This window comes from Deltaproteobacteria bacterium HGW-Deltaproteobacteria-18 (assembly GCA_002841885.1).
Lineage (GTDB): Bacteria > Desulfobacterota > Desulfovibrionia > Desulfovibrionales > Desulfomicrobiaceae > Desulfomicrobium.
On the sequence record PHBE01000011.1, the window covers coordinates 115,004 to 136,094 of the forward strand.

Annotated in this window: 19 protein-coding genes and 1 pseudogene; 6 read left to right on the forward strand and 14 right to left on the reverse strand. The window is 58.7% G+C overall.

Going from position 1 to position 21,091, the window contains the following annotated elements; translation table 11 throughout:
- The 9 genes and pseudogenes from CVU60_11615 to CVU60_11655 form a co-directional block, all read right to left on the reverse strand.
- Window positions 1–1,509 carry a F0F1 ATP synthase subunit alpha gene (locus CVU60_11615; protein PKN41377.1) on the reverse strand — a complete coding sequence of 503 codons (1,509 nt, stop codon included), beginning with the start codon at window positions 1,507–1,509 and terminating at the stop codon, window positions 1–3.
- 5 nt (window positions 1,510–1,514) lie between these two features.
- Complete coding sequence (atpH, locus tag CVU60_11620; GenBank protein ID PKN41378.1) at window positions 1,515–2,069, reverse strand: ATP synthase F1 subunit delta; 555 nt, start codon at window positions 2,067–2,069, stop codon at window positions 1,515–1,517.
- Window positions 2,066–2,635, reverse strand: a complete 570-nt coding sequence (locus CVU60_11625; GenBank protein ID PKN41379.1) for a F0F1 ATP synthase subunit B — start codon at window positions 2,633–2,635, stop codon at window positions 2,066–2,068. Before CVU60_11625 ends, atpH begins: the two co-directional genes overlap by 4 nt.
- 60 nt (window positions 2,636–2,695) lie before the next feature.
- A complete protein-coding gene (locus tag CVU60_11630) occupies window positions 2,696–3,118 on the reverse strand; it encodes a hypothetical protein (GenBank protein PKN41380.1) in 423 nt (140 codons plus the stop codon).
- Window positions 3,119–3,381: 263 nt separating this feature from the next.
- A complete protein-coding gene (locus tag CVU60_11635; protein PKN41381.1) occupies window positions 3,382–4,491 on the reverse strand; it encodes a rod shape-determining protein RodA in 1,110 nt (369 codons plus the stop codon).
- 12 nt (window positions 4,492–4,503) lie between these two features.
- Complete coding sequence (mrdA, locus tag CVU60_11640) at window positions 4,504–6,297, reverse strand: penicillin-binding protein 2 (GenBank protein PKN41382.1); 1,794 nt, start codon at window positions 6,295–6,297, stop codon at window positions 4,504–4,506.
- On the reverse strand, window positions 6,284–6,790 hold the full coding sequence (locus tag CVU60_11645; GenBank protein PKN41383.1) for a hypothetical protein: 507 nt from the start codon (window positions 6,788–6,790) through the stop codon (window positions 6,284–6,286). The genes mrdA and CVU60_11645 overlap by 14 nt, the downstream gene beginning before the upstream one ends.
- Window positions 6,787–7,797 (reverse strand): Rod shape-determining protein MreC, encoded by a 1,011-nt coding sequence (locus CVU60_11650; GenBank protein ID PKN41384.1) that lies wholly within the window; start codon window positions 7,795–7,797, stop codon window positions 6,787–6,789. The genes CVU60_11645 and CVU60_11650 overlap by 4 nt, the downstream gene beginning before the upstream one ends.
- 4 nt (window positions 7,798–7,801) lie before the next feature.
- A pseudogene (locus CVU60_11655) lies at window positions 7,802–8,819 on the reverse strand (rod shape-determining protein).
- A gap of 189 nt (window positions 8,820–9,008) precedes the next feature.
- On the opposite strand from CVU60_11655, the gene CVU60_11660 reads away from it, so the two are divergent.
- The gene (locus tag CVU60_11660) at window positions 9,009–9,947 is read left to right on the forward strand and encodes a TIGR01212 family radical SAM protein (GenBank protein ID PKN41385.1); all 939 of its coding nucleotides are present in this window, start codon (window positions 9,009–9,011) and stop codon (window positions 9,945–9,947) included.
- Window positions 9,948–9,962: 15 nt separating this feature from the next.
- Window positions 9,963–10,442, forward strand: coding sequence for a cysteine methyltransferase (locus tag CVU60_11665; protein PKN41386.1), 480 nt, complete (start codon window positions 9,963–9,965; stop codon window positions 10,440–10,442).
- Here CVU60_11665 and CVU60_11670 read toward each other — a convergent pair.
- From CVU60_11670 to CVU60_11690, 5 genes are all read right to left on the reverse strand, one after another.
- Window positions 10,411–10,812 (reverse strand): PilZ domain-containing protein, encoded by a 402-nt coding sequence (locus CVU60_11670; protein ID PKN41387.1) that lies wholly within the window; start codon window positions 10,810–10,812, stop codon window positions 10,411–10,413. The two genes, CVU60_11665 and CVU60_11670, sit on opposite strands and share 32 nt — an antisense overlap.
- 203 nt (window positions 10,813–11,015) lie before the next feature.
- Complete coding sequence (locus tag CVU60_11675) at window positions 11,016–13,295, reverse strand: DEAD/DEAH box helicase (GenBank protein PKN41388.1); 2,280 nt, start codon at window positions 13,293–13,295, stop codon at window positions 11,016–11,018.
- A gap of 7 nt (window positions 13,296–13,302) precedes the next feature.
- Window positions 13,303–14,457, reverse strand: a complete 1,155-nt coding sequence (locus CVU60_11680) for a coproporphyrinogen III oxidase (protein ID PKN41389.1) — start codon at window positions 14,455–14,457, stop codon at window positions 13,303–13,305.
- A gap of 3 nt (window positions 14,458–14,460) precedes the next feature.
- The gene (locus CVU60_11685; protein ID PKN41390.1) at window positions 14,461–15,009 is read right to left on the reverse strand and encodes a hypothetical protein; all 549 of its coding nucleotides are present in this window, start codon (window positions 15,007–15,009) and stop codon (window positions 14,461–14,463) included.
- 8 nt (window positions 15,010–15,017) lie between these two features.
- Window positions 15,018–16,496 (reverse strand): ribonuclease, encoded by a 1,479-nt coding sequence (locus CVU60_11690; protein PKN41425.1) that lies wholly within the window; start codon window positions 16,494–16,496, stop codon window positions 15,018–15,020.
- Between the two features lie 272 nt (window positions 16,497–16,768).
- On the opposite strand from CVU60_11690, the gene CVU60_11695 reads away from it, so the two are divergent.
- The 4 genes from CVU60_11695 to CVU60_11710 all read left to right on the forward strand — a co-directional run bounded on the left by CVU60_11695 (window position 16,769) and on the right by CVU60_11710 (window position 21,070).
- Window positions 16,769–17,608 (forward strand): tRNA (adenine-N1)-methyltransferase, encoded by an 840-nt coding sequence (locus CVU60_11695; protein ID PKN41391.1) that lies wholly within the window; start codon window positions 16,769–16,771, stop codon window positions 17,606–17,608.
- Between the two features lie 140 nt (window positions 17,609–17,748).
- A complete protein-coding gene (locus CVU60_11700; GenBank protein PKN41392.1) occupies window positions 17,749–19,014 on the forward strand; it encodes a phenylacetate--CoA ligase in 1,266 nt (421 codons plus the stop codon).
- Entirely contained in the window at window positions 19,014–20,258 is a 1,245-nt protein-coding gene (locus CVU60_11705; protein PKN41393.1) for an iron-regulated protein, read from the forward strand. The genes CVU60_11700 and CVU60_11705 overlap by 1 nt, the downstream gene beginning before the upstream one ends.
- On the forward strand, window positions 20,258–21,070 hold the full coding sequence (locus tag CVU60_11710) for a DNA-formamidopyrimidine glycosylase (GenBank protein ID PKN41394.1): 813 nt from the start codon (window positions 20,258–20,260) through the stop codon (window positions 21,068–21,070). Before CVU60_11705 ends, CVU60_11710 begins: the two co-directional genes overlap by 1 nt.
- Window positions 21,071–21,091 lie beyond the last annotated feature (21 nt).

Here is a 21,091-nt window from a genome sequence, read left to right on the forward strand (position 1 = left end):
CTAGGCTTTAAAACCGGCTTTGAACTCATTGATCGCATCAGCCAGCTTCTTTTCGGTTTCACTGCCAAGATCCTTGGTCTGAACAATTTCAGCCAGGATGTCGGATTTCTGGTTGCGCATGAACTCAACCAGTTCTTCACCGAAGCGGATGGCGTCTGTAACGGCTACGTCATCAAGGAAGCCACGGGTGCCGGCGTAAAGAACGGCAACCTGCTCTTCGACGACCATAGGCTTGTACTGGGGCTGCTTGAGCAGCTCGACCAGACGCTCGCCTCGAGTCAGCTTGGTCTTGGTGGCCTTGTCCAAATCGGAACCGAACTGCGCGAAAGCGGCAAGTTCGCGATACTGGGCGAGATCGAGACGCAGTGTGCCTGCAACCTTCTTCATGGCCTTGATCTGAGCGGCGCCGCCGACTCGGGATACGGACAGACCGACGTTGATGGCGGGACGGATGCCGGCCATGAACAGGTTGGGCTCAAGATAGACCTGGCCGTCGGTGATGGAGATAACGTTGGTCGGAATGTATGCCGAAACGTCGCCGGCCTGGGTTTCAATAACAGGCAGGGCGGTCAGGGAACCGGCACCCAGCTTGTCGTTGACCTTGCAGGAACGCTCCAGAAGTCTGGAGTGGAGATAGAAAACGTCGCCGGGGAAGGCTTCGCGTCCCGGAGGGCGGCGCAGAAGCAGCGACATCTGCCGGTAGGCGACAGCCTGCTTGGAAAGATCGTCATATACGATCAGTGCGTGCTTGCCGTTGTCACGGTAGAATTCCGCCATGGTGCAACCGCAGTAGGCAGCGATGAACTGCAGCGGAGCAGGCTCGGAAGCGGTGGAGGAAATGACGGTGGTGTATTCCAAAGCGCCGTTCTGGCGAAGGGCTTCAACCACCTGGGCGACAGTGGAACGTTTCTGGCCGATGGCGACATAGAAACAGTGAATGTCACTGTTCTTCTGGGCAATGATGGCATCAACGCCGACTGCGGTCTTACCGACCTGACGGTCGCCAATGATCAGTTCGCGCTGGCCGCGGCCGATCGGAGTCATGGCGTCGATGGCCTTCAGACCGGTGTACATGGGCTCATGTACGGACTTACGGGCGATGATGCCGGGGGCCTTGATTTCAACGTTACGGAACATATCCGTCTGGATCGGTCCCAAACCGTCGATGGGATTGCCCAGGGGGTCGATGACACGGCCCATGACCGCATCGCCGACGGGAACCTGGAAAATGCGGCCCGTACGTTTAACGATGTCGCCTTCCTTGATGTGTTCCGTTTCGCCGAGAAGGGCGACACCAACGGAATCTTCTTCAAGGTTAAGGACCATTCCCATGACGTTACCTGGGAACTCGAGGAGTTCCATTGCCATCGCGTTTTCGCAACCGTAAACGCGGGCGATACCGTCACCCACTGACAAGACCACGCCAGTTTCGCTCATCTCAACCTTTTTCTCGTAATTCTTGATCTGGCCTTCGATGATCTGGCTAATTTCTTCTGCTTTAATCTGCATAGCCTCTACTCACCCCTTTTGATATTTTCTTTCAAAATTTGCAGCTGAGCGCGAATACTGGCGTCAAGGATCTTGTCACCGATCTTGAGCATAAGCCCGCCAATAATCTCCTGATCCACTTCGTAATCAAGGACCACTTTCTGGCCCGACTCGCGTTGCAATTTATCGACAACGTTCTTCTGCACAACATCGGAAAGCTTTACAGCCGTCACCAGCTTGCCGCGAAGAACACCCTGGGCTGAATCCAAAAGCGTTCCATAGGATGCGTTGATCTCGGGGAGAAAAGACAATCTGTTCTTGTCCGCGAGCAGCAGACAAAAATTCCGGACCATGGCGCAGGGTGCGACCTTGTCCAGAATTTTGGTGATTACCCCTCTCTTTTCTTCCACACCAAAAATTGGGTTGCGGAAGATCTTCGTGAGCTCAGGCGCATTCTCCAGGAGTCCAGCCAGCTTGGCCAGGTCGTCGCCATATTGCGCCATCGCACCCTTTTCGGACTGCGTCTGCGCAACGGCGAACAAAGCCTTGGCGTACCGTCTTGCTACGATATTCCCAGTCAATTGAGCACCACCTTTTTAAGATATTCGTTGACCAAATCTTCGTGATCTTTCTTCTTGAGCTGCTTCTTGACAAGATCTTCAGCGGCAATGGTAATCTTTTCGGCCAGTTCTTCACGGATGGCGTCGATAGCCAACTTGGCTTCCTGGGCCGCCGAAACTTCAGCCTGAGCCCTGATCTGAACAGCCTGGGCCTCCGCTTTGTCGATAATCGCCTGACGCATGGCTTCACCCTGAGCCTTTGCATCATCCAGAATCTTGGCTTTTTCCGCTTCAAGATTCGCGATACTCGCCTCAACTTCGAGCAAACGCTTTTCGGCATCTTCCTTACGCTCGTCGAGATCGGCAAGGTCCGTCTCGATCTGCTTGGTGCGCCCGGACAACATGTCCGCGATACGCTTGCCCGCGAACTTATAGATCAAGAACGCGACAATGCCGAAATTGATTACGCGATAGAGAAGGTCGAGCAGCTTGTTGGCCCCTCCGCCTTCTCCCTCGCTGGCGAAAGCTATCGCCGCGCAGAGAACCAGTGCTGCCGTCACCAATCCGACAGTCTTGAACTTTTTCAAAATTCCGCCCTCCTTATATGAAAAAGTAAATCTATGACACATAAGAAAATCCCGTACCTATCAAGCCTTGCTCAGCACCTTGCTGGCGACGTTCTTGGCATAGGCGGCGACTTCTTGGCGCAGAGCCTTGAGGGCTGTCTGCTTCTGACCGTCGATCTCCTTTCGGGCGGCGGCGACCTTTTCGGCGGCTTTGGCTCCGGCCTCGGCCAAAACGGAAGACTCAACTGCAAGGCCTTCAGCTTTCAGAGCTACGCGCAGCTGCTGAGCTTCGACCCGGGCTCCGCTCAAAGCAACCTTGTAGCTCTCAAGCTTGGCCTCCGCCTTGGCGGCGAAATCCTCGATGGAACCCAGCTTTTGACTCATGACCTCGGCCCGCTTCTTGATGATCCCCCGGATGGGTCGATACAAGATCAAATTCAAGACCGTCAGGATGACCATAAAGTTCACGAGCTGAACAAAAAAAGTGTAATCTAGATCAATCATGCCGCCCCCTAAAAAGTATGTGAATTTTTGTTCAAAGTCACAGGGCCTCTATCTGATTCCCATTTTCGTGTCAAAATCTTTTTGGACAAAGCATCAGTAAAATGATTGGCATGGCATGGGTTTTCGGAGTTTGTTCGGAATTTCACGTGTCTAGCTCGCGCATTTCTTTTCGGAAAAAAAAGTGCCGCGCAATCTGCGTACACACCTTATTTCGGATCCACGGCCATAAAAATTCCGGCCACTCGAAATGAAAAAACCGGAGGTCAGCCCTTTTTAAAAACGAAACGACGCATGGCCACATTAAGAACGAGCCCGACCATGCAAAAATTGACCACGGACGCACTGCCCCCGTAGCTGATGAAAGGCAGCGGAATCCCGACGACGGGCATGATTCCGAGCACCATGCCGATATTGATGAGAATTTGCCAAAAGAAGTAAAAAAAGACCCCGGCCGCGAGATAGCTCCCGAAGTCATCCTTGGCTTCCATGGTGACAATGTAAATCTGATAGAGAAAGGAGCAGAAGAGAATGAGCAAGATAATGGACCCAAAGAAGCCCCATTCTTCGCCGTAAACGGCAAAAGCAAAATCCGTATGCTTTTCCGGGAGAAAACGCAGCTGACTCTGAGTGCCTTCCAGGAAGCCCTTACCCCAGAACCCTCCGGATCCAATTGCGATCTGGGACTGAATGATGTGGTAGCCGGCCCCGAGCGGATCGTTTCCTGGGTCAAGAAAAGTCATGATGCGCTGCTTCTGATAGTCATGCAGAAAAAACCAGCCAAACGGGACCATGATCGGCAAAACGACAATCAGCACCTTGAAAACCGCGCTGGTGACGCCTTTGAAAAGGATCATGCCGCCCAGAATGAGCAGGATGTTCAAAGCCGATCCGAGGTCCGGCTGCTTGACAACCAGGACTGCCGGCACCAGCCCGACCAGGAGCGCCTTGCCCAGGTTGATCCAGCCCAGTTTGCCCTCCATGCGGGCCATCAGCCTGGCGCCAAGAATCAAAACCGCGATCTTTGTCAGTTCCGTGGGCTGGAGATTGAAAAAACCGAGATCAAGCCATCTCTTGGCTCCGTAAATGGTTTTTCCGGCAACGCTGACCCCCAGCAGAAGAATCAGACAGAGAATGAAATACGGCCACGAAATGGATTTAAGATGCCGATAGTCAACCAGCACCAGCGCAGTCATCACACTCAGCCCGGCCCCGCCCCAAATGAGCTGTTTGTTGAAATACGTATCGATTTCAAGGCCGGAAGCAAGGCGCAGGGTGCTGGCAGAATACAGGTTCATGACCCCGACGAAAAAAAGTATCGCGGTCAGGATCAAGAGGCCCCAGTTGATATGAAATATGAGTCGTCTGTCGAACATTACCCTTCCTGGTCAGTCGCCTGGCTGCACGTCCAGAAGCACATCGAGCACTGCCCCGGCCACTGGCCCCGCATCGGAGCCCCCATGTCCGCCATGTTCCACCATGGATACGACCACAAAACGCTTCCCGTCCTTTTCACCAAAACAGGCCATCCAAGCGTGATCCCTGTATTTGTAAGGAATCTCCTGGGTCGTTTTCTTTTCGTATTTTTCCTGCAGTTTCACAACTTGGGCCGTGCCGGTCTTGCCACCGATCCTCAGACCGGGGCGACGAAGAACCCGGGCAGTGCCCCTGTCCTCCTCCACCGTGGCCACCATAGCATCGAGAACCAGTTTCCTGGTCGCGGGACTCATGGGCAGGTCTCCCGTAACCTCAGGCTCCTTTGACAGAAGGAGCGTCGGCCGCAGAATTTTCCCGTCGCCGGCCAACGCCGCGACAAACCGGGCAATCTGCAACGGGGTGGTCAGCGTGTATCCCTGACCAATGGCGAAGTTCAAGGTCTCGCCGCCCTGCCATTTCTCACCGAAGCGGTTCAGCTTCCATTCCGGTGTGGGCATGTTGCCCGTTCGCTCATGAGGGAGTTCAATGCCTGTCTTGACGCCAAATCCGCACTGGGTCGCAAAGTCGCTTATCGCTTCCACACCAAGTTTTTCACCCAGATGATAATAATAGACATCGCAGGACTCGCGCAGCGACTTCTTGAAATCGACAGTCCCATGGCCGCCTTTGTTCCAGCATCGAAAGACGCGTTGGCCGAGCTTGTAGCTGCCGGGACAAAACACGGTCGTGGAAGGCTTGAACGTTCTGCTCTCAAGCCCTAGCCCCCCCACCGCGAGCTTGAATATCGAGCCTGGCGGATAGGCGCTTTGTACCGGACGGTTCTGCAGAGGATGCAACGGATCTTCGAGCAGCTCCTTCCATTTGGCGTGGCTGATGCCCACGACAAACTCGTTGGGGTCGTAGCTGGGCAGGCTGACCAATGCCAGCACCTCACCCGTGTCGGCATCCATGGCCACGACCGAACCGGCCCGGCCGTCCAGAGCCTTGATCGCGACCTCCTGCAAGGGCAGGGAGATGCTCAAGTTCAGATCTTCGCCCATGACCGGAGAGGAAACAATCCTTGAGGACAGCACCCGCCCGGAGGCATCGACTTCAAATTCCTGCAGCCCCTTGGTCCCGCGCAACCGGCGTTCGAGCATCAACTCCACGCCCTGCTTGCCCACGTTGTCACCCAACTGCAGATCCGGGTCGTTGTTGAGCTCTTCTTCATTGGCCCGGGCCACATATCCCAGCACATGAGCCAGGGTTTCCCCGTGAGCATACGAACGCTTGGGTCGCACCGCGATGACAAGCCCGGGCCAGTCCTCCCGATGTGCCTCGACCAAGGCCACCAGCTCGAACGGTATGTTGGGCACGATGACCTGCTCATCGAAATGCTTGACCCGCTTGCGGCCGATCTCAAAGGCCTTTTGCAGTTCGTCCCGGGGCTGCCCGGTCCAGCGACTGATCTGGTCCAGAGTCTTGGGAATGTCCGGGCAGTCCTCGCGCACCAGCGCCAGGGCGTAGGCGGGATTGTTTTCCGCCAGCAGCACTCCGGTGCGGTCCCGAATAATGCCTCTTGGGGAAAACATGGTGCTCTGCCTGGTTCTGTTCTCCTGGGCGCGCCCCTGATAGAACTCGCTCTTGTAGATTTGCAGATACCAAAGCCGGATACCGAAAATGCAAAAAAGGATCACCAGGAGCACGAGCAGCAGCGGTGGACCGGAAAATATCTGAGGCCGTTCCGGTGAATTAAACGCGCCCACTTCTGCCTCCGCATCTGTAAATGAACAGGGCTGCACCCCAGAAAAACACATACGCGACCCACTGCCTGGCAACCCAGGACCAGGGCGAATAGATCCGGGGGGGCAATTCCTGAAAACTGATTGCCCCGCTCAGCACCACCCATGACCAGCAGGCCAGCAAAAGGGAAAACAGAATGATGAAAAGAGGATTCTCCGGCTCAAGGAGCCATTTCGAAAGCATGAAAAACACCAACATTCCGGCATAAAAAAGAATGCTGACGCCAAAAACCAGATTCCCGCCCCCTTCCTGGACAAGGACCCACAGCGCACCCATCCAGAGCGCGGTCCACCACTGCCCGGACTGCAGGCAGATAAGCACGCCTGGAGAGAGAAAGTCGAGTCCGCCGGACAGTTCCTGCGCCCAAAGGGCGATGATCAGAAAGTCTGTCCACCAGATGACTGCGGGAATTTGACCCTTTCGTGAAGTCGGGGAATGCGCGGCTGAGAGTCTCACGGCTTCTTGCGCACCGGGTGCCGTGTTACGGTGGAGGGCTCCGAAACGGGAGGAGGTGTCACAGACGGGGCGGCTGCAGAGGGCTTTGCAACGGGCTTTTCTTCAGAACTCTTTTCTTTCGCCTTGGGAGCTTCGTGAGAGGACGCATTGGTCTCTGGCGCCATGAAGGGCTGGCCTGCGTCGAATCCATCCGTCCGGCTCAGGACCAGCAGTTCCTCGTAATAGCGCAGGGCAAGAAGGGGCTCAGCGTAAACCCGCTGAAAAAGGGATACATCCGCCGGAGTCACTTCCACCACCCGGGCCACGGGGATGCCCTTGGGAAAAACACCGCCCAGCCCGGAACTGAGCAATATCTCGCCGGGGCTGACCGGATCGTTGCGGGGGATGAACTTCACTTCAAGAAACGCACCGGCCCCCTGTCCCTGCACGATGGCCGGGACACGCCCCTCGCTGGTGATGACCGGAATCCGGCTGGAAGGATCGGACAGCAGCACCACGGAAGAAAAATGAAGTCCCGGCTTGGCGATTCTTCCGACAACGCCCTTGGGCGAGATGACCGGATCATTGACTCCCACGCCGTGACGCATGCCCACATCGACAAGTATGGTTTCCAGAATGGCGTTGGGACCGAGTTTTTGTCCGATGACCCGCCCCCCCCGCATTTCCCAGGAGGCCTCGGGGCTGAAACGCAAAAGGGAAGTCAGGCGATCTGCGGACTTGGCCTTTTCGGAAACGCGGGTCAGCTCCTGTTCGAGCTCCCGCACCCGCAGGACCAGGTCCTCGTTCTCCTGGCGAACGCCGACCAGATAGACGTAGCGCGACCAGAATTCATCGACGTTGTTCTGCAGCCATCTCCCCGGGGCCAGGACCCATCCGGTCAACTCCAGCCCGGTCAAAGCGGCCAGGCGATCGAGGTAACCCGTCTTCCAGTTCCATGTGTACATGGAAAAATAGAGGAACAGGGGAAGGAAGAAAAACAGGACCAGACGTTTGAAGCGAGGGGACATCACTCTACTCGATGGTTACCTCGCGCAGGACGTCCAGATTGTCCAAGACCTTGCCGGAGCCCAGTGCCACGGTGGACAGCGGATCATCGACCACGGTGATGGGCAGTGAGGTTTCCTCGCGGAGCAGGCTGTCGAGACCCTTCAAGAGAGCGCCGCCGCCGGTCAGCACGATGCCCCGGTCGACGATGTCCGCCGCCAGTTCCGGCGGAGTCTGCTCCAGAGCTATGCGCACCGCCTGCACGATGGAGTCGACGGGTTCGGAAATGGCCTTGCGGACCTCTTCCGAGGTGATGGTAATGTTCTGGGGAATGCCGGAAACCAGGTCGCGGCCCTTGACGTCCATGACCAACTCCGGATCCAGGGGGTACGCGGAGCCAATGGTCATCTTGATATCCTCGGCGGAACTCTCGCCGATGAGCATGTTGTATTTGCGCTTGACGTGCTGAAGAATCGCCTCGTCCATCTTGTCGCCGCCGATGCGCACGGACTTGGAATAGACGATGCCCGCCAGGGAAATGGCCGATATCGACGACCATGTTCGAGGTCGGCTCGGTGATGGGCAGATCCGCTCCGATGGCCGCAGCCATGGGCTCCTCGATCAGAAAGACCTCACGCGCCCCGGCGCTCTGGGCGGATTCGCGGACGGCACGCTTTTCGACCTGGGTGATTCCGGTGGGCACGCAGATGACAATGCGTGGCCGGACCAGCCGACGGCTGTTGTGCACCTTGGATATGAAGTGGCGCAGCATAGCTTCCGTGACTTCGAAATCGGCGATGACCCCGTCCTTCATGGGACGAATGGCCACGATGTTGCCGGGGGTGCGGCCGAGCATCCGCTTGGCTTCGCTGCCAACGGCCAAAACCTTGTTGTTGCCCCTATTGTCGCGCTTGACGGCGACCACGGAAGGCTCCCGCAGGACGATCCCCTTGCCCTTGACGTAAACGCAGGTGTTCGCGGTGCCGAGATCGATCGCCAGATCGTTCGAAAAGAACCCCAAAATCTTATCCAAAATCCTGGACATATAGTTCCTCTTTTATCATGTTCAGCGCGGTAGGCTGGAAAAGCGTCGCCCGTTCCAGAGCACGGACCACAGCGGGACACGGATGGAACGATCCCAAAAAAGATGTGTAATGAGCCGCACTGTCTATCCGAATTTCAACGCGCAGGCAACCCGCGCTGCGGCCATGCACAAACCTCAATCATACCAAGCATGTCACCTTACAGATTCTATCGCCTCTCGCTCTATTTCAAACAACGCTTCGGGCAGCGAATCCGCAAAATACCGCTGGACGCCGGCAGTTCGTGCCCAAACCGGGATGGCACCCTGGCCTGGAGCGGCTGCGCGTTCTGCAATCAGAAAGGGACCGGAACCGGCCTTGCCGAAACCGGCATGTCCCTGCGCGACCAGTATTTCGCGTACCGGGAGTTGTCCAGGGACCGCGACACGGGCACCCGATTTCTGGGATATCTCCAGTCATTCTCCAACACCCACGGCCCCGTCGCGCGATTGCGAACGCTGCTGCAGGAACTGGCGGAGGTGCCGGATCTCGTCGGTTTGGCCATCGGCACCCGGCCGGACTGCCTCGACGAGGAAAAACTGGACATCCTGCAGAATGCGCCCTTCGAGGAAATCTGGCTGGACCTGGGGCTTCAGTCTGCCCAAGACAGCACTCTGATTCGCATCAACCGCAGGCATGACGCAGCGTGCTTTGCAACCTGGACCCGAAAAGCCGCCGAGCGGGGGATCAAGGTCTGCGCCCATGTCATCACCGGTTTGCCGGGCGAGAATTTGGCGGACTTCGAACAAACCATTCTCTTTGTCAACAGCCTGCCCGTGTCCGGCATTAAAATACATAATCTGTACATCTGCCGGGACACGCCGCTGGAATCAGCCTGGCGGGCCGGAAAGATCGAGCTGCTCTCGCAGGAAGAATCCCAGACCTGGCTCGTGCGCGGAATCGCCCTGCTGCGGCAGGATATCGTCGTGCACCGCATCAACAGCGATCCCGAGCAAGACGAACTGATAGCCCCGTCATGGGCTGACAAAAAAACCGCGTACCTGAACGCGGTCAGCCAGCTCCTGCATGATACGGACACATGGCAAGGCAAGGCTCTGGGGCTAAAACGCCCGGAATGGATGAACCCCTAAAGAAGCGGAAAAAACATGGATGATTTTTCAGAGACCTTTGTAAACCAGTGGTTCTCAGTCACTTTCGTCTGGAAGAACGGCCTTCTGGCCCAAACAGACCTGAGTGCGGAACTCAAGGTCGCCACCCCGCCCAGATCACCTCATGGACGTGCATTGGAACGGATAGTGGCCAAATTCGCGAGCCTCGACGCCGATGAATGGCCGGAATTGCCCCTGGACAGGCGCAACCTGAGCCCGTTCACCCTGAAGGTCCTGGACAACCTGCGCCTGCATACGCCCCGGGGAAGCTTCACTACCTACGGGCAGTTGGCCGCCCGCTGCGGCTCACCCCGGGCGGCGCGAGCCGTTGGCGGGGTCATGGCCAGAAACCCGTGGCCCCTGCTTTATCCCTGCCATCGTGTGCTGGCGGGAAATCTGGGACTTGGCGGATTCGGTCCCGGAATCGAACTGAAAAAGACCCTGCTCACTCTGGAAAAGGCTCCTCTTCCGGTTTGAACGCAGGACGTCGCAACTCCTCGTCGACCACATCCGCGTCTTCTGCGTAAAGCCGGACCAGATTGCGCAGATGGCCAAAGCTCGCCTCATCCATGCGGATGAAGTCAATGGCCCCGTCCTGTCCGGCACGGATGATCCGCCCATGGATGTGCATGCGCAATCCGGACTCAAGCTCCAGAGTGATGTCGCATTCCTTGCCCGGCAGAATCCACTCCTCCGTTGAACAGGCGAGGCCCTTCAGGCTTAAATCGTGAACCTTGCCCCGAACCCTCTTGCCCTCAAAGGCTATTGTCAGCGGAAATTCAAGGCTGACCCGGCATCGTTTGCGTCGCTCTTCTGACATGATCCCTCCCGCCCATGCATGAACCATCTCTAATAATCCGGATTCTTCGGCCGCAAATGCGGCAATGTCCGCTTGGTCATCGCAGACAACATCATAAGTCAATTACGCGAATTTGAGATTCTCGTCGACACCCAACCCAAAGCCTCGCGGGGCGGCCGCTCGCAGGCATCCTGTCACGCCGACCGTGCACTCCGACAAAAGAAAGCCCCGGCACTTGGCCGGGGCTTCGTTCATTCAAGGAATATCTTTTTCTTGGGCCTTGGCGGCTCGGCCTTGGTCTCGGACGGTTTCTTGCGGGGACGAGGCTCCCTGCTTCCCGATGCGCTACCTTCAGCGGGAGCCTCCGCAGGTTTGGGCCTGGACTCTGCACGCGGCTGACGTTGCGCCTGCGCGGGGGCTGCCGGAGCGGGAGCCGCGCTTGGCGCAGCAGCGGAAGTCCCGGCGGACGTGCCCGCGTCTGCCACGGCTTCATTGCCGCCCTCGGGCTTTGCCCCTGTGGACTTGCGGGGACGACGGCGACGACGCTTCTTGGGCGCGGCCGTCGGCTGCTCCTCTCCGGCCACACCCTCAGCGGGCGCTGCAGGCGTCCGGGACTCGCCTTCCGGGACCTCATCCCTGGGCTCGACCCGAGCGGGCGCAGCCTGCTCGACGGGCTTCGGCGGCCGGGGAGTCCGGGGAGCCGGGCTCCTTTCCGGGCGAACCTCCGGCGAGGAGACCACGGGCGCGGCGACAGGCTCGGGAGCAGCCGTCGGTGCAGGGACTGCTTCAGGAGCGGGGGCCGCTGCCGGTGCGCTGGACTCTGCAGGTTCAGATGCCGCCACAGGCTTGGTTGAAGTCTGCCCAGCGCCGGACGCCTCCAATGATTTTTCGGTACGGACCTGATCACGCAAGGCTGCTTCAGGCGCACCAGCCGGCTTTTTGCGGGAACGTTTGCGCCGGCGCTTCTCGCCTTCGGGCCTTACGGCTTCGGCCGGCAAGGCGGCTTCATCCCCGAGCGGCTCGGCCTGAATGTTTTCGTCCCGGAATTCCGGCCGGGGAGCAGGCAATCTCGGTGCTCTGGGCGCTGCAGGCTGGACAGGCCGGGATTGGGGTCTGGCGGGACGCACCATGTCGACCAGCTTTTCCGAGGGCTGTTCCAGCGGGGCGTGAAAGGTATCCTGGTAGAATTCGTCCACCAGCATGGCCAGAAGCGCCCGGGATTCCTCATTGGCTGCAAGCTCGCCCACGGTACGCATGAAGCGCTGCATGCGTTCCTTTTGAATATTGTCAGCCTTGCGCAGACGGGCTTCAAGCAGGAACACGGCACGCTGAGAGATGAGCGCTTCGAGTTCCTCGTCGGCGGGTAGGGGCTGTTCGATCATCGGGATGGAGAATTTCTTGGCGATCTGCTCAAGCTCGATCTCTTCCATGCCCGACACAAAGGAAATGGCGACCCCTGCGGCCCCGGCCCGCCCCGTGCGTCCGGTGCGGTGCACATAGGCCTCGTGGTCCTGGGGCGGCTGGTACTGGAAGACGTGGGAGAGTTCGTGGATGTCGATGCCTCGCGCGGCCACGTCCGTGGCCACCAGGAACTTGAGCTTGTTCAGGCGCAGCTTCTCGAGCACCTCTTCCCGCGCAGCCTGGGTCAAGTCGGCGCTGATTTCGCCCACATCGTACCCGAACCGCCTGAGCACCGTGGAGACGAAATGCACGTCCGCCTTGGTGTTACAGAAGATTATGGCCGAGGCCGGATTCTCCTGCTCGATGATCTTGACCAGGATGCGGCTCTTCTGCATGGCCGGAACCTTGTAGACCACATGCAGGACATCGCTAACGTGCACTTGGGACTGGCTCAGGGATACGAAGAGCGGATCCTTCAGGAACTGCTGGGCCAGACGCTTCACGTGCCCCGGATAGGTTGCCGAAAACATGGTCGACTGCAGCCCGCGCGGCAGGTAACGCTGGAGCTGCTTCATGTCCGGATAAAAACCCATGGACAGCATGCGGTCGGCTTCATCGAAGACCAGAATCTTCAGCCGGTCCAGATTGAGGTTTCCCTTGAGCAGGTGATCGAGGATGCGGCCGGGCGTGCCGATAATGAGCTGCGCCCCGTCTTCGAGCCCCTGGATCTGGCCCTTGTAGCCCACGCCTCCGTAGATGGAGAGGGGCTTAATGCCTATCTCCCGGCCCAGTTCCTCGGCATCGCGGGTGACCTGCACGGCCAATTCACGGGTGGGAACCAGAACCAGGGCCTGCGGCGCGCCAATGCCCGTGTCGATGCGGTCCAGAATGGGCAGCAAAAAGGCCCCTGTCTTCCCGCTGCCGGTCTGGGACTGGACCATGACGTCCTGTCCGCCAAGCATGTGCGGAATGGTTTGCACCTGCACCGGCATGAGTTCGGCCCACTTCAGGCGGGTCGCGGCAGCCTGCAGGGTCTGCGGCAGGTCGGCCATGGAAAATGCCTTTACTTCGAAATTCTCGGTTTGGGAGCCCTCGCGTGGGGCATCACCAAAATCAGTGGTGTCTGTCATAAGTGTCCTACACAGTTTCTGCGTGCATGCGATCCAGAATTCCAAGCACCATTTCGATGACGGAATTGCTGACCAGCATGCCCTTACGTGTCAGTTGAAGATGACCGGCCCGGAGGCGAACCAACCCGCTGGAGCGCAATTGCTCGACAGCCGGGTGGCGCCACGGAAATTCCGTTCCGGTCGTTGCCTTAAATTTTTCCAGGTCAAGCCCGTCGCCCGTGCGCAGAGTCAGCATGACCATTTCCTGCCAGCGCGTCTGCGCCGACAAAACCTCCATCTCTTCTCGCGCTTCGCCCTTGGCCACAACCTTGGCGTACTCGTCGAGAGCTGAGGGATTCGACCACCTGCGGCCCTTGATGGTAGAAACCGCGGCCGGGCCAAGTCCCAGATACTCCATTCCCGCCCAATAGCCCTGATTGTGGCGGCTCTCACGGCCCGGACGGGCATGGTTTGAAATTTCGTAATGAGCATATCCGCTCGATTCCAGAAATTCCGACCCTTCCAGGTACATCCGGGCTCCAGCCTCTTCGTCCGGCAGGACCAACGCCCCCTGCTCGACCTTTCGGGTCAGAGCCGTACCCTCTTCCAGACTCAGCCCATAGCAGGAAAGATGTTCAGGCGCCAACTCCACGGCCCCGACCAGATCATCCATCCAGCGATCAAGGGTCTGGCCAGGCACCCCCCAGATCAGGTCAATGCTCAGATTCGAGAAGCCGGCGGCCCTCGCGGCGTGCACGGCCAGACGCGCCTGCGCGCTGTCGTGGGGACGCCCGAGCATCGCCAGCAGGTCATCCTGCAGGCTCTGCACCCCGAGGCTGATCCTGTTCACTCCGAGACTGCGCACACTGCCCAGAAATCCGGGCCGAAGCACCGAATCCGGGTTGGCCTCCAGCGTAATTTCGGCGTCGCCATCAAGGTCAAAACAGGTATCGGCCGCCAGCAGCAGGGCCTCGATCTGGCCGGGCTCCAGAAGCGACGGAGTCCCGCCTCCGAAATACACCGACTCAAGCCTGACCCGGCCGAGGCTACGCCCCCAGCCCTCCATTTCCTGCAGTACCTGACGCAGGTAAAGCTCTGCGGCCTCCCTGGAAAACGGACCGGAATGGAAAGCGCAGTAACTGCATTTGCGCACGCAAAAGGGCACGTGGACGTAAAGCAGCATGAGCTAGACGCGCTTGCCCAGTTCCGAGGAGTAACGCTCGAATTCGCTGTAAAGACACCCGCAGTACTGCTGCCGGTACATCCCCCAGTCCTTCGACAGGGCAATGCCCTCCGACCATCCGGAACGAAAGTCCTGATAATGAAATTCCACTCCCGACCCCTCGGCCAGATCATGGCCCAGGGACCGGATCTGTTCGTGCTTCTGGAACTTGCTGTAAAGAAGCGTGGAGGTAAACGCATCGAAGCCGCCGCGCCGGGCGATGGACAGGGTCCGCTCCAGCCGCAGGGAATAGCAGGGCAGACAGCGGTTCGGCTCGCGATAGGTCACGGCTCTGAAATAGTCTTTGGGGTCGTACTCATCATCCTTGAAGATGACCGGGATCTCCAGACGTTCGGCCATCTGGACCACGCCTTCCCGGCGACGCAGGTATTCCTGCAGAGGGTGAATATTTGGATTGTAATATAAACCCGTCACACCCATCCCGGCCTCAAGCAAGGCCCGGACAGGCGTGATGGCGCAAGGCCCACAGCAGATGTGAACCAGAATCTTCATGAAGGGACCTAGCAAAATGCGCAGTTGGGCGTTTCCGTGGGCATGACGAAGATCTTGCGACCAAATGTCTGCTCAAACTCCATGAGCTTTTCCCGCTTGCGGTTGACAAGGTACTGCATGAGATCCGCGTCCGTCATGTAGGTGAACGGCTCGGAGCTCTTGTCCTTGCGCAGTTCACGGTAGATATCCTTGAGGGCCTGCATGGAGCGCCATTCCAGGTTGCGGCGGGTGCCGGCTCCGGAGCAGTGCGGACAAGGTTCCAGACTCCCCGAGAGGGCCGAGGTGCCAAGACGCTGGCGGACGATCTCGAGCAGACCGAATTTGGAGATACGGCCTATGTCCGTGCGCGCACGATCGACCTTGAGGGCCTGGCGCAGAACCTTTTCCACCTCGCGGATGTGCTTTCCGTCCTTCATCTCGATGAAGTCGACCACTATCTGGCCGCCTATGTCGCGCAGCATGAGCTGGTTGGGGATCTCCTGCGCGGCCTCGATGTTGGTCCGCAGGGCCATCTCCTTGAAATTCTTTTCTCCGCCGATCTTTCCGGAGTTGATGTCGATGGCGGTCAGGGCCTCGGTGTGATCGATGACCAGCTGTCCGCCGCTGGGCAGATTGACGTTGCGGCTGAAAATCTTCTGCAGCTGCGCCTCGATGCGAAAACGCTCGTAAAGGGTCCGCTCGGTCTCGGAATGGACCTTGATGAACGTCTTGCGGCGGGGAAAGATAAGGGCGGCGAAATCCGTGATCTGCCTTGCGGTCTCTTCGTCATCCACCCAACACTCGGCGATGTCGGGGGTGAGGTAGTCGCGGATGGCCCGAAAGGCCAGATCCTTTTCCTCATAGATAACTGCCGGGGACTCGGAGGAGATGCCTTTCTTGCGGATGTCCTTCCACAAGCGCTTCAGAAACTGCAGGTCGCGGGACAGGCTGCTCTTGCTCTGAGCTTCGCTGACCGTGCGCACGATGACTCCGAGGCCTTCGTCGAGCTTGAGCTCCTCGACGACCTCTTTGAGACGATCGCGTTCCTTCTCGTCTTCGATCTTGCGGGAAATGCCGAGCTGCTCGCGGCCGGGGGTGAGCACAAAATAGCGGCCGGGGATGGACAGATATGTGGTCAGAAATGCACCCTTGGAGCCGGTAGGTTCCTTGACCACCTGCACCAGCACTTCCTGGCCGGGCTTCAACACCTTCTGCAGGGGCGGATACTTGCCACGGCTGGGTACGTCGCCCTGATAGTATTCGGGATGAACTTCGTCGACCTGCAGGAATCCGTTCTTTTCCGACCCGTAATTGATGAAGGCGGCCTGCAGGGCCTGATCGACGTTGTGGATCTTGCCCTTGTAGATGTTGCCCTTGGTCTTGCTCTGATGGAGCATCTCGACATAATATTCGCACACCACGCCATCTTCCATGATGGCCACTTCCACCTGTTCACCAGGCAGCACGCTGATGAACATCTTGCGCTTTTGCTTCTCGCCCATACGTATCCTCAAATGAAAAAAGTTTCCGGCCGAGCCGGGAAAAAATGAAAAATTTGCGTATCAGAAAACCGGAAAAAATTTGTGAACCCGATGCGCGTGGCGATGGAAACAGGACAATGACCGGACTTTGCCGGATGCACAGCACGCCGAGTATCAAGGATGTTCTCTACCCGGCCAACGGCGCTATAGCAAGAAAAACCATATTCAGAACCAGGCGCGCTGCTTGACATACCATTATGCCATGGCTACTCCCGCCTACGCACTTTACAGGAGGCCACATGCTCGAACCGGGACAGCTGGTAATGCTGCTCAACGCAAACGACAAGCGATATTTTGTTACTGCCCAGGAAGGGCAGGTAATGCATACAAATGAAGGACTTCTGCACCTTGACGAAGTCCGTGCCGCAGGCTGGGGACAGCAGGTCATGACGCACAAGGGCTATCCCTTCACCGTCATGCGCCCCACCCTCTACGATCTGGTCAAGTCGGTAAAACGCCGCACCCAGATCATTTACCCCAAGGAAATCGGCTACATCGTCATGAAGCTGGGCATTGGCCCCGGTTGCCGCATCGTCGAGGCCGGCTGCGGTTCCGGCGGTCTGACCACGGCTCTGGCCTGGCTGGTCGGCGACACGGGCAAGGTCTACACCTACGAACGCCGCGAAGAATTCTACACCCTTTGCCGCCAGAACCTGGAACGCATCGGCCTCTCTCACCGCGTGGAACAGTTTCATCACGACATCGCCGAGGGCTTCCAGCCTCACGCCGCCGACGCCCTCTTTCTGGATGTGCGCGAACCCTGCGACTATATCCATCATATTCCAAACGCGGTCGTTCCCGGCGCGCCTGTCGGCTTCCTGCTGCCGACCACAAATCAGGTCCAGGATCTCCTGAAATCCCTGCAGGAAGGGCCCTTCCGACAGATCGAGGTGGTGGAGATCTTTCTGCGCCACTACAAGCCCGTACCCGAACGCCTGCGCCCCGAAGACCGCATGGTTGCCCATACCGGCTTTTTGGTCTTCGCCCGCACCTTTGCCCAGCTTGACACGGCCGAAACCGTTGAACCACAAGGGTCACAGCCGGAAGACATGCCGCAGGAGCCTTTGACCGAAGATTGATCATTCATTAATTCGTCTTCTATTTCAAGGATTTGCAGGTACCCACTTGCAAATCCTTTTTTTGTTCCTGTATAAGACTTTTTTTCATCCTTTAACCCCGACCCCACGGCCGGACCCTGCCACCGCAAGGAGGAGTGCTGATGACCCGCAAGGATCGCACTGAAGGCATTTTCAGCCGACGCGAAGTTCTGGATGCCACGGAACGCCAGAAATACTACCAGATCCAGCTCAAAGAGCTGCTCTCTTATGCGTATAGATATTCCGAGGACGTGAAAAAGCGTTTTGACCGCGCACAGTTTTCCGTGGAAAAATTCCGCGACCTCATCGACCTCAAACATGTCCCGATCCTCAAGAAAAAGGAACTCATCTTCCTGCAGTCCATGGGCCCGCGCCTGGGTGGCCTCTTGACCAAGGACCTTGGCGAGCTGCGCCGCGTCTTCCTGTCCCCCGGTCCCATCTTCGACCCCGAGGACAGAGGGGACGACTACTGGGGCTGGACCGAGAGCTTCTACGCCGCGGGCTTTCGCTCCGGCGATCTGGTCCAGAACACCTTCAACTATCACATGACCCCGGCCGGCCTCATGTTTGAGGAACCCCTCAGGCAGCTGAGCTGCGCCGTGGTGCCCACGGGCCCCGGCAACACCGGAAGCCAGCTCGACATCATGAAAAAGCTGCGCGTCACCGGCTACGTAGGCACGCCGAGCTACCTCATGCACCTGGCCCAGAAGGGCGAGGAAAAGGGGCTCAACCTGCGCAAGGACCTGTACCTGGAAGTGGCCTTCGTCACAGGCGAAAAATTCTCCGAGAAGCTGCGTTCCACCCTTGAAAAGAAGTTCGACCTGATCATGCGTCAGGGCTACGGCACCGCCGACGTGGGCTGCATCGGCTACGAATGCTTCCACAAGAACGGCCTGCACATCGCCAACCGCGCCTACGTGGAGATCTGCCACCCCGACACGGGCATTCCGCTCAAGGACGGCGAAGTGGGCGAGATCGTGGTCACGGCCTTCAACAAGACCTACCCGCTGATCCGTCTGGCCACGGGCGATCTTTCCTACATCGACCGCGCGTCCTGCCCCTGCGGCCGCACTTCCCCGCGCCTCGGCACCATTGTCGGCCGCGTGGACACGACCGCCCGCATCAAGGGCATGTTCGTGTACCCGCACCAGGTCGAACAGGTCATCTCGAGCTTCGAGGAGATCAAGAGATGGCAGATCGAGGTCACCAACCCAGGCGGCATCGACGAGATGACGCTGCTGATCGAGACCTCCGGCTTCAAGCGGGAAGAGGAGCTGCTGCACATGTTCCGCGAGAAGATCAAGATCCGGCCGGCCCTGAAGATCCTCACCCCCGGCACCCTGCCTCCGCAGATCCGGTTCATCGAGGACAAGCGCAATTGGGATTGATGAGCCGCCTCATCCTCCCCGTGCTTCTGGCAATGCTTGCCGGATGCGCAAAGCCGGCGGCGGTGACTCCCCCATGGGTATCCCCGCCGCCGGGATCTTTTCTCTCGGCCGAAGCCGAGCCCCTGACCGACGCCGAAGTCGTGAGACGGACCAGCCACGCCGACTTCATTCTCATTGGAGAAAGCCACACCAATCCCTGCGACCACACCGTCCAGGCGCGCCTCATCGAAACTCTGGCGCAAAGCGGACAACGCTTTTCCATCGGTCTTGAAATGCTGCCGGTCACGAAGCAGACTGTGCTGGACGAATTCAACTCCCGGCGCATCACTGCCGCCGATCTGGGCGAAAAGGTGGACTGGGATAAAACCTGGGGCTACTCCTACGCTCTCTATAAACCCATTTTCGAATTGGCCGAGAAATTCGACCTCCCCGTAATCGGCCTGAACGTCCCGAGACAAACGCTGGTCACATTCCGGGACAAAGGCAACGAGGCCTTGAGCGAGACCGACAGGAACGCCCTGCCGCGCAGGATCATCCCTGCCAGCCCGGCTCAGAAGGCGGCCCTTGAGATGCAGGTAGGACTGCATCAGAGCATGCGTACGGCCAGCACGCCGGACGCCGCGCCCAAGGACGCGCAAGCCGAGGGAACCAAGGCATCCAAAGCCATGCCCCGCCAGGCTCCCTCCATGAGGAGCATGGCCGAAAAATTCTACCTCGTGCAGGCGTTGTGGGATTCCATGATGGCCGAGCAGGCCCTGGCCTGGAAGGAACGGCTGGCCCGGCCCATGCTGATCCTGGCCGGAAGCGGACATGTGGAGCACAGCTGGGGCATTGAGTACCGGCTGCGAACCCTGGACCCCAATGCGACATGTCTCTCTGTCATGCCCGTGCGCGACGGGGAGGATTTCAGGGCCCAAACCGATGCGTCCCAGCGCCCCATGCCCGCGGAGCAGGTCTATTTCCACTGCGCGGCCCAGCACAAAAGCCGCCTCGGCATGAACATCCTTTTCGAAGAAAAAGCCATGCGCATTGAGAGTGTGGAACCCGGCTCAAAGGCCGATTCGGCCGGGCTGATGGTCGGCGATGTACTGATCGCGGCCGCAGGGCGCCCCCTGACCGAGGCCATGGACCTGCACTTCGCGGCCATGGCCGCCTCCCGTCAAAACAAACCGCTGGAACTCACCGTCAAGCGTGCCGGACAGACCGTAAACCTGACCATCCCCCTGACCGCCCCTCAAGACTGATGCCTGAACTGCCCGAAGTCGAAACCATCGCCCGCGGACTGCACGCTCTGGTCCAGGGGCGTCGCATCTGCAAGGTCCATCTTCTGACGCCAAGCGTGCTGCGGGCCGGGAACCCCGATTCCCTGCCGGGCAGAACCATCACCCATGTCTCGCGCCGGGCCAAGCTTCTTCTCGCCCATCTGGACAATGACGAGTGCCTGGCCTTTCACCTCAAAATGACCGGACGGGTCTGGGTCGCGCACCCGGATCGGGAACTGCCCAAACACACACATCTTGTCTGCGGCCTTGAAGGTCATGACCGCCTGATCTTCGAGGATACGCGGCGCTTCGGATTTTTCGGGATATTTGGCCCGCAGGATTTTGAGGCCTGGAGCTTTTACAGCAGCCTCGGCCCCGAACCCCTGGAGAGTTCCGCCGAGGAACTGGCGGTGCGCCTTGGTGTGCGCCGTGCCGGAGTGAAGAGCCTGCTTCTCAATCAGACCGTCCTGGCCGGAATCGGCAACATCTACGCCGATGAATCCCTTTTTGCGGCCCGCATCCATCCGGCCAGCGTTGCCGCGCACATACCGCGCGCAAAGCTGGTCCTGCTCTGCACCGAACTGCGCCGCATCCTGCTTGAGGCCATCGCCGCCGGAGGCAGCACCATCAGCGACTACCGCAACGCCTACGGCAAAAGCGGCATCTTCCAGGACAGTTTTGCGGTCTACGGCAAGAAAGGCAAGCCCTGCCCGGCCTGCGGCATGGCGCTAAAAGCAGCGCAGATCGCGGGAAGAACTTCGACGCATTGCCCACGGTGCCAAAAGCTGTACTAGAAGCGGGCCGGGCTAGACTGG

Excerpts from the sequence above, each read along its gene's own strand:
- CVU60_11615 (PKN41377.1), bottom strand. The coding sequence starts at position 1,509 with ATGCAGATTAAAGCAGAAGAAATTAGCCAGATCATCGAAGGCCAGATC.
- CVU60_11630 (PKN41380.1), bottom strand. The coding sequence starts at position 3,118 with ATGATTGATCTAGATTACACTTTTTTTGTTCAGCTCGTGAACTTTATG.
- CVU60_11635 (PKN41381.1), bottom strand. The coding sequence starts at position 4,491 with ATGTTCGACAGACGACTCATATTTCATATCAACTGGGGCCTCTTGATC.
- CVU60_11650 (PKN41384.1), bottom strand. The coding sequence starts at position 7,797 with ATGTCCCCTCGCTTCAAACGTCTGGTCCTGTTTTTCTTCCTTCCCCTG.
- CVU60_11660 (PKN41385.1), top strand. The coding sequence starts at position 9,009 with ATGTCACCTTACAGATTCTATCGCCTCTCGCTCTATTTCAAACAACGC.
- CVU60_11665 (PKN41386.1), top strand. The coding sequence starts at position 9,963 with ATGGATGATTTTTCAGAGACCTTTGTAAACCAGTGGTTCTCAGTCACT.
- CVU60_11670 (PKN41387.1), bottom strand. The coding sequence starts at position 10,812 with ATGGTTCATGCATGGGCGGGAGGGATCATGTCAGAAGAGCGACGCAAA.
- CVU60_11675 (PKN41388.1), bottom strand. The coding sequence starts at position 13,295 with ATGACAGACACCACTGATTTTGGTGATGCCCCACGCGAGGGCTCCCAA.
- CVU60_11680 (PKN41389.1), bottom strand. The coding sequence starts at position 14,457 with ATGCTGCTTTACGTCCACGTGCCCTTTTGCGTGCGCAAATGCAGTTAC.
- CVU60_11685 (PKN41390.1), bottom strand. The coding sequence starts at position 15,009 with ATGAAGATTCTGGTTCACATCTGCTGTGGGCCTTGCGCCATCACGCCT.
- CVU60_11695 (PKN41391.1), top strand. The coding sequence starts at position 16,769 with ATGCTCGAACCGGGACAGCTGGTAATGCTGCTCAACGCAAACGACAAG.
- CVU60_11700 (PKN41392.1), top strand. The coding sequence starts at position 17,749 with ATGACCCGCAAGGATCGCACTGAAGGCATTTTCAGCCGACGCGAAGTT.
- CVU60_11705 (PKN41393.1), top strand. The coding sequence starts at position 19,014 with ATGAGCCGCCTCATCCTCCCCGTGCTTCTGGCAATGCTTGCCGGATGC.
- CVU60_11710 (PKN41394.1), top strand. The coding sequence starts at position 20,258 with ATGCCTGAACTGCCCGAAGTCGAAACCATCGCCCGCGGACTGCACGCT.